Source organism: Cetobacterium sp. (genome assembly GCF_048470075.1).
Classification (GTDB): domain Bacteria; phylum Fusobacteriota; class Fusobacteriia; order Fusobacteriales; family Fusobacteriaceae; genus Cetobacterium_A.
This window is the reverse complement of record NZ_DBGBQB010000127.1, coordinates 1-5,731: the sequence shown is the minus strand read 5'-3', so window position 1 is coordinate 5,731 and position 5,731 is coordinate 1. Positions and strand designations below refer to the sequence as shown.

5 protein-coding genes are annotated in these 5,731 nt (G+C 33.7%); all 5 read right to left on the bottom strand.

The window, feature by feature from the left end; all coding sequences use genetic code 11:
* Nucleotides 1-117: 117 nt before the first annotated feature.
* From ACMOUI_RS04590 to ACMOUI_RS04570, 5 genes are read right to left on the bottom strand one after another with little or no spacing between them, the layout of a single operon-like run.
* The gene (locus tag ACMOUI_RS04590; protein WP_418964558.1) at nt 118-1,083 is read right to left on the bottom strand and encodes an ABC transporter ATP-binding protein; all 966 of its coding nucleotides are present in this window, start codon (nt 1,081-1,083) and stop codon (nt 118-120) included.
* On the bottom strand, nt 1,076-2,074 hold the full coding sequence (locus ACMOUI_RS04585) for an ABC transporter ATP-binding protein (protein WP_418964557.1): 999 nt from the start codon (nt 2,072-2,074) through the stop codon (nt 1,076-1,078). Before ACMOUI_RS04585 ends, ACMOUI_RS04590 begins: the two co-directional genes overlap by 8 nt.
* Before the next feature lie 4 nt (nt 2,075-2,078).
* On the bottom strand, nt 2,079-2,993 hold the full coding sequence (locus ACMOUI_RS04580; protein ID WP_418964556.1) for an ABC transporter permease: 915 nt from the start codon (nt 2,991-2,993) through the stop codon (nt 2,079-2,081).
* A 7-nt stretch (nt 2,994-3,000) separates the two neighbouring features.
* The gene (locus ACMOUI_RS04575) at nt 3,001-3,942 is read right to left on the bottom strand and encodes an ABC transporter permease (RefSeq protein WP_418964555.1); all 942 of its coding nucleotides are present in this window, start codon (nt 3,940-3,942) and stop codon (nt 3,001-3,003) included.
* Nucleotides 3,943-3,944: 2 nt separating this feature from the next.
* Nucleotides 3,945-5,645, bottom strand: coding sequence for a peptide ABC transporter substrate-binding protein (locus ACMOUI_RS04570; protein ID WP_418964554.1), 1,701 nt, complete (start codon nt 5,643-5,645; stop codon nt 3,945-3,947).
* Nucleotides 5,646-5,731 lie beyond the last annotated feature (86 nt).

Here is a 5,731-nt window from a genome sequence, read left to right as displayed (position 1 = left end):
AACCATACCTATCTTAATTTTTATACAAAAAATTATGTAAAATTTTTACATAATCAAAAAAAAATAGCAGTTCACTCTCGTGAACTGCTAAAGTTATTATCTTATTCTTTGCTTAACTTAAATCTTTTTCATCAATTTTGAACCCACTAGATGACATGCACAAAAGCGTCCCTCCTCTATCTCAATCAGTGGTGGTATCTCACTTTTACAAATATCCTGGGTCATTTGACATCTAGTTCTAAATGCACATCCTGATGGTGGATTTAAAGGACTTGGAATCTCCCCTTTCATCTCTATCACTTCCACTGTATAATCTGGATCGGGAACTGGAATAGAAGACATCAAAGCCTTTGTATATGGGTGTTGTGGATTGTTATATATAGCTTCTGAGTTTCCAATCTCTATAATCTTCCCCAAGTACATAACCCCTATCCTATCAGATATATGTCTTACCACAGATAGATCATGCGCTATAAAAAGATATGTTAATCCCAACTCTTTTTGAAGATTTATAAGTAAATTTATAATTTGAGCTTGAATGGAAACATCCAAAGCTGATATAGGTTCATCACAAACTATAAACTCAGGGTCTATTGCTAAAGCTCTGGCTATTCCTATCCTCTGTCTCTGTCCCCCTGAAAACTCATGTGGAAATCTATTCATATGCTCTCCATTGAGCCCTACTACTCGTAAAAGTTGCTCTATTCTAGCCTTTCTTTCCTTACCTTTATAGATATTAAAAATATCCATTCCCTCTCCTACTATATCTCCAACAGTCATTCTAGGATTTAATGACGCATATGGGTCTTGAAATATTATTTGCATTCTCTTTTTCAGCTTTATCTTTTCCCTATTTTTTAACTTATCAATTCTTTCTCCCTTATAATATACCTCCCCAGAAGTTGGCTCATATATCCCTAAAATAGTTCTTCCACAAGTTGTTTTTCCACATCCTGATTCACCAACCAAACCCAATGTTTCCCCCTTCTTTATATAGAAACTAACATCATCAACAGCTTTTAAAGGCTGTCCATTCACAAGAAACTCCTTTTTTAAATTTTTTATCTCTAACAGTTTACTCATTATCTTTCCCCTCTTTCATATATTTATGCTCTAACCAACAACTTGATATATGACCCTTAGATATCTCAAAATTCTCCGGTTGAATCTCTTGACATATTTTCATCACATAATCACATCTTTTTGCAAAAGCACACCCTTTAGGAGGGGATATTAAATCTGGTGGAGTTCCCTTTATTGCATATAGTTCACTTTTTTTTGAGCTATTAAAAGCTGGAATACTTTTTAATAATGCTAAAGTATAAGGGTGTTTTGGATTTTTAAATATCTCTTTGGTAGCTCCAGTTTCTACAATCTTTCCAGCATACATAACTTGAATTCTATCAGCTATTCTAGCCACAACTCCCAAATCATGAGTTATCAATATTATTCCCATTAGAATCTCTTTTTGAATCTTTTTCATTAAATTCAAAATTTGAGCTTGAATGGTAACATCAAGTGCCGTTGTTGGTTCATCAGCTATAAGTATTTTAGGAGAACATGATATAGCTATTGCTATCATTACCCTCTGCCTCATTCCACCAGAAAACTCATGAGGATAAGAACCTATTCTCTTTTCAACCTCTGGTATATTTACCATTTTCAATATTTCAACAGTTTCCCTTTCTGCCTCTACTCTATTTAGCTTTTTATGAATTATCAAGTTCTCTTTTATTTGGTCCCCTATTGTCATAGTGGGATTTAGTGATGTCATTGGGTCTTGAAAGATCATGCTAATCTCCTCTCCCCTTATTTGATTCATCTCCTTTTCCTTTAAATAAAGGAGTTCTCTTCCATTAAATTTTATAGACCCTCTCGGTATCTCAGTTATAAATTTTGGTAATAATTTTAAAATCCCTTTTGATGTTACTGTTTTACCACATCCTGACTCGCCCACAATAGCAAGAGTTTCTCCCTCATCTAAATAGAAAGATACATCTCTTACCGCATATACTGTTCCTGCGTAAGTTTTAAAATTTATCTCTAAATTATTTACCTCTAAACATCTTCTCATTCTATCACTGTCTTTCCTTTGGGTCTAACGCGTCCCTTAAACCATCTCCCAGTAAACTAAAAGAGAGCATTGTCAATGTTATCATTAGAGATGGAAAAAATATTTGATAAGGATAAAATCTTAAATTCTCTCTGGCAGATGAAGCTAATGCTCCCCAACTTGTAGCTGGTGCTTGAACTCCCAAGCCTACAAAACTCAAAAATGCCTCTGAAAAAATAAAACCAGGTATACTAAAAGTTATTGCTACAATTACAACTCCCACTGTATTTGGCAATAAGTGTTTTAATATAACTCTTCTATGGGAAGCTCCCAAAGCCTTTGCTGCTATCACAAACTCCTGCTCTTTTATTTGAAGCACCTGCCCTCTAACCATTCTTGCCTCTCCTGTCCACCCAGTTATAGTCAAGGCTAAGATCAATGAAAACATACCCTTTCCAAGATAGAGAGAGATTAGTATAACCATTACTAGATATGGAATACTTGATAATATCTCAATCAATCTCATCATATAGTTATCTATAGCTCCACCAAAATACCCTGCAACTCCACCATAGATACATCCCACAAAAATAACTATAAATGTACCTATAAAACCTATTAAAATAGATGTTCTTCCTCCAACCCATACTCTTGTCCATAAGTCTCTTCCAAGTCCATCAGTCCCAAACCAATGACTCATATTTGGTATAGCATTTATATTTGAAGTATCTGTTACCTCATGTTTATATGGAGATAGCATAGGTGCAAAAATACACATCAATATCAACACACTTAAAATAATAATGGATATCATTGCCACCTTGTTTTTTTTCAGTCTTCTCCAACTATCAGCCCAATATGTCATACTTACTCTGACTATCTCCTCTTTATACTCCTCTTTATTATCTAACTTTACAAACATATCTCTACTAATATCCATACCCATATTACTCCTTTTTAAATATCTTTATTCTAGGATCAATTAGACCATATAGCATATCAACCATAAACAATGAAAAGATATACAATCCATTCACTAAAATGGTTTGCCCTAAAATCATTGTAAAATCTCTATTATTTATAGCATCCACATAGATTTGACCAAATCCGGGAATTGCAAAAATGGATTCAATCACAAAGGAACCTACAAAAATACCCGCTATTTGAGGTCCTAACATTGTTATTATAGGTAATAATGCATTTTTCCCCACATGATTCCATGCCATTCTAAAACCAGATACTCCCTTTGATCTAGCTGTCAATATATAGTCCTGACTTAAAACATCTAAAACACTGGCTCTAAAGTAACGGGCATATACAGCAATAGAGCCAAATGATAGTGCTAATGTCGGTAATATAGTGTATTTTAATCCTTTTATTCCAGCTTTATATCCAATTGTTGGAAGGAGATTAAATTTAACAGTCAATAGATATTGCAAAGTTGTTGCCATTACAAAACTTGGTATAGCCACTCCTGATATGGCTATAAACATTACCAAATAATCTGGCCATTTCCCCTTTTTTGTTGCTGCTATCAACCCTAACAATAGTCCTGAGCCCACTCCAAATAGTATAGATTGAATATTTATTCTTGCTGACACAGGAGATGCAGTTTTTATAATTCCACTTATTGTTCTTCCAGTATAGACTAAAGACTCCCCCATATTCCCTAAAAACAGCTCTTTCATATATGAGAAATATTGAATTATTAGACTTTTATCTAAACCATATTTAGCATAGAAATTTTTCTTTATCTGTTCAGGAAGGTTTCTTGCCATTGAGGCAAGAGGGTCTCCAGGAACTAATCTAATTATAAAAAAAACTCCAGTTATAACAATAAATAGGGTTATAAACATTGTTAAAACTCTTTTTACTATGTATCTTTTCATCCCTATTCACGACCATCAATATATACATTTTTTAAAGTATATGGTGCTACATTTGTAGGGTTATAATTTTTTATATATTTTCTATAATATCCATTACTTACTCTATAAAGTGTAGGCGCTATCACCGCATCCCTATAAACTAGAATATCCTCAGCCTCTTGGAAATACTTCATTCTCTCCTCTTGATTTGATGTTAAAGAGGCTTTCTCTATCAGTTGATCAAACTCTTCATTTGTCCATCCAGTTGGTATAATTCCAGCACCTGTTACCCACATATCTAAAAAAGTATTTGGATCATTATAATCTCCTATCCAAGCCATTCCTCCTATTTCATAATCCAATTCATCAGTTCTTTTCTGATATACTGGCCATTCAACAAAATCAGCCTTTATATTCACGCCCAATCTATTTTTTAACATCTGTTGCAATAGTTCACTATACTTTCTTTCCCATCCTGTTGTACTGGAAGCTAAAACTGTTATATCCATTTTAGCTGGATCAGCATCCTCTCCCAACTCCTCTAATCCCTCAATTAAAAGGGCTTTTGGATCTATATTTTCCGCTATCAATTTTTTTAATGGCTCCTCTACAAGGTCCCTATACTCTTTATCTCCAATCTTTACTCCCTTTGAAACAAATCCATAAGCAGGAATAAACAGTCCATCAAACATAACCTTATTTATCTCCTCTCTATCCATTGCTAAAGAGAATGCTTTTCTAACTTTCTCATTTTTTAAATATCTACTTGTTGTATTAAATACAACATAGTTAGTTCCCATATCATATCTTTTAAGGTTAATAAAATTTCCATCTTTTTCCATTACGTCAATCCACTCTGGTTTTGATACTCCACCACCCATATCCACCTGACCAGTAATCGTAAGATTCATTCTACTGTTTTCATCTGGAACTATAAACATGCTTATTTTAGTTAATTTATAATTTTCAGAATCCCAATAATTTGGATTTTTCTCCAAAATAACCTTATTATTATGCACCCATTCCTTCAATATAAATGGACCATTGGATAGAATATGATCCCCTTCTGAACCATAGGCTTCACCATATTTTTCAACTATATCTTTTCTTTGAGGAAACATAACTTTAAAATATCCTAGCTCTTCAAAATATGGTGTTGGATGACTTAAAGTTATTTGAAGAGTGTAGTCATCTAAAGCTTTAACCAGTACATCCTCTTCACTTGCTGTTCCAGCATTAAACTCTTTTGCTCCCTTTATTGGATACAATAAAAATGCATAATTAGAACCCACTTTTGGGTCTAAAGTTCTAACTATTCCATATTGATATTGGTCAGCCGTAACTGGTTTTCCATCTGCCCATATAGCCTCTTTTCTTAGGTTAAATGTCCAAACTAAACCATCTTCAGATACTGACCACGATTCGGCTCCCGCTGGTACAACATGTTCTATTACTCCATTTTCATCCATCTCTCCACTCAATAGTCCCTCATTGGTTTTTGACAATATAGCTGTAGAATAAGCATCTGTACTTCGTGAAGGATCTAAAGTTTTAGGCTCTGCACCTAAAAATGTATTTAGTTCTTGATTTTTATCCATCTTCTCTTTAACTTCTGTCACTTGCTCTTGTTGTACAGTTTTTTCCCCTTGCACAATTTTTTCCTCAACTTTGTCTCCACATGCTCCAAAAAGTAATAGACACATAGAAATTAAAAAAACCTTCATAATACCATCTCCTTTTTTATTTTTAGTTCTTTTTGAACTAAATTAGAACTGAAAATGGTGCGTTCCCCTCAATACCTATATACCAT